The organism is Sphingobium sp. CCH11-B1 (assembly GCF_001556865.1).
Lineage (GTDB): Bacteria > Pseudomonadota > Alphaproteobacteria > Sphingomonadales > Sphingomonadaceae > Sphingobium.
On sequence record NZ_LSJY01000103.1, the window covers coordinates 1 to 2844 of the forward strand.

General features: G+C 64.3%; 1 protein-coding gene. It reads right to left on the reverse strand.

Annotated elements, in window-relative coordinates:
- Window positions 1–404 precede the first annotated feature (404 nt).
- Window positions 405–2768: a hypothetical protein gene (locus AX724_RS11020; protein WP_066766234.1), complete on the reverse strand. Its 2364-nt coding sequence runs from the start codon at window positions 2766–2768 to the stop codon at window positions 405–407.
- Window positions 2769–2844 lie beyond the last annotated feature (76 nt).

Sequence of the window (2844 nt, forward strand, 5' to 3'; positions counted from 1 at the left end):
ACACGAGCCGCCGCCCACATGTCCCTTCATCTCTCAACAATGTCAAAGAACCAGCCGACATCAAAACCGGACAAGCCATCCAACCCGATCCTTGCGTGCCGGGAGACTGGCGTCCGTCTATGAAGGCGACCTACCGCAGCGAAAACCAAAGGCCCTCACCGCGTCGGTGATCAGCCCTCTAAGCCCACCCACCGAGTCGGTCAACTCCCATTTTCAAGAAATATGACAGAGCGCCCTTCAAGAGGCAGAGGAACGGCGAAATTCCGTCCTTCCAGCGATCCGGCGCGCTGTCCTGATCGGCCCAATTGCGCATCGGGCGGGTGGGCAAGGCCTCCTCTCCCACCCCTGAAGCGAATCAGCCCCCCGCTGTCCTGCGCTCCCCATCGCCCTGAAAAGACGCGGCTTCAGCCAATGGGCAGACGCAGGACGCGATCCGGTGCATCGCGCAGTTGCACGTAAAGGACGGCATCTTTCGGAACGGCAGTGGTTAGCGTCGACCCGGTGTAGCCGTGCGCGACCTTCGTCGCCTGATCCAGCGACGATGTCGTGCCGATCGCCTCAATCAGAAACAGGTCCCGGCCGCGGATGGAACATCCCTCCCCTGCCCCGCATGCGACCGCGTCGATATGGGGCAGCCGCGCGAGCGTCACCAAAGGCTGCCAATCGCTCGCCTCTTCGCCCCGGCGCAACCGAACGCGCAGCGGTCCGAACAGGAGCGAGGCGGCGGCTTTCGGGTCCAGCGTCGCGACCGCGATCTGCGGGCTTTCCAGGCGCAGTCCCTTGCCCACGGAAAGGGTGACGACAGCATCCGGATCGCTGCCCGACACCTCGATCGCATCGCCAGCGCTCAATCTGCCGTCGCCCGCCATCTGCACCGAGAAGACGAGCGTGCCGTTGTCGGGCAGCAGCCCGTCGCCCTCGATCCCCAGCGCTTTTTCGTTGGCCGGAACAGAGCCTTGCGTCACGGTCTTGCCGAGAAGCCTAATCTGCAGGCGGGCGGGCGCGATCGCAAGGTCCAGCTTCATCGCGCGGCCGTCACGCAGCCGCACCTTGGCGGTCGCCTGCGCGCCGGCCGCGGGAAGCCCCCCCTCCCCTTCCGCCACCAGTTGCAACCGGTCGACCTTGCCGTCACGCGAAAGACCATCGGGACGCCAGGTCAATCCGGCCAACTCCACCCGATCCACCTGATCCAGCCGTTGACCGGACAGCGTCGCTGTTCTGTCGCCCGCATGAAGCAGAAGCCCATCCAGCCGGCTTGCCTCGGCGTAGCTGCGCAGCGACAGCACCGATGGATCGGCGACCCCCTGATATTTGACTTCGATGCGGATCGGACCGGGCCTGTCGTTTGACAATGGCAACGTCACCGCCACGCCCTCCCGCCCCTGCGCTTTCCACGAGAGGGATCGAGCAGCCCCGTCATTCTGGCGGAGCGTGACGCTTTCGACGCAGGCCGGCGCGCCGCCCTTCAGCAACAGCTCATTCTCGCGACCGACAACCAGAGTCGGGGGATCGCCCGCCAGTTGCCATCCTTGTCCATCGGGCATCTGGACTTCGAAATCCGGGCCTTCAAAACGGTCGAAACCCCATCGGCCATGCAGATGTCCCTGCATCGCGCCCCGAAAGGATGCGGGCCATGCAGCATCGCCCGGCACCACATAGCCACCCCGGTCGGCACGCGCGGTAACGGACAGGTCCAGCATTTCGCCGGAGGCCGATTTAACCGTCAATGTCATGTCGCGCGCATAGTCGGTCGAATAGATCAGCGGCGCGCCTTCGACGGGCAGCACGGCGCCTCGCTGCGCCAGGCAGATCGCGCCCCCCTCCCCCTTTCGCAGCCGCGGCGGACTGTCCGCCTCGATCGCGGGCATGGCGATCACCATGACGGACTTGGGCTTGGTGAAGGATGGCGCGCTGTTGAGCAGCAACGCCATGTCGTCGCCCTTTCGGACATTGAGGGTCGGAAGATAGCCGAAATCCGGATTGCTGAACGCACCGAAAATGCGGGCGACGTCCCGCACGACCGCGATATAAGGGCTGTAGAAGCCATAGCCTGCCTCGCGGGTGGCGCTCAGCTGCAACGCCAGGTCCGTGGGCGCCCCGGTCAGCGTTTCCGCCATGGAACTTGTATGAACGTCGGCCAGCACCAGCGATTCGCGATTTTCGAGCAGGCAGGCCGCCTGCATCTCGATGACTTTCGACAGGCAGTCCTCGTTCAGTTTGATCGAGAGACTGCGCGCGAGCACGGGGGCCAGGGTCCGCAGATATTCGGGATGGCTGTTTTCTTGCGCCTTGATCGCGCTGATAAACGCATCGAGCCGGGAACGGTCGAGTGACGCTTGATTGAGATCCTGCGTCGCCCGGACGAATTCGCCCGGCTTGCCGCGCACGGCGTCGACCAGCGTTCCTTCAGCGCCGCCGGTATCGGGCACGAGGAACATGACCATCTGTCGTGCGCCCGGCGGCACGACAAGGTCGAGGTTCCGATCCTTGGCTTTCTTCGCCCATGTTTCTGCAAAATGCACCCAATTTTTGGGCGGCGGATTGGTGGCTCCTCGCAGGAAAGCGCCCACCAGGATGAAGCGGACCCCCTGGTCTGCCGGAAGCAATGGCTCGACGGTCAGCTTGTCGCCGTCGGCAAGGCTGGGCAGCTGGGTGATGGGCAAGCTTTGCGTGCCGCGGCTGACCATGATGCGCAACGAGGGACCGGGCAACTCGAATGGAGCAGGATCGGCAGCAGCCGCTGGCACGGCCACGCTTAGGCATAGCATGGCCGCGCACCGGATCGGCCAGGGTTAGCGTCCGCGCTCGTGGTGTAATTTTCGGTGGAGATTTAGGTGCTGCTGG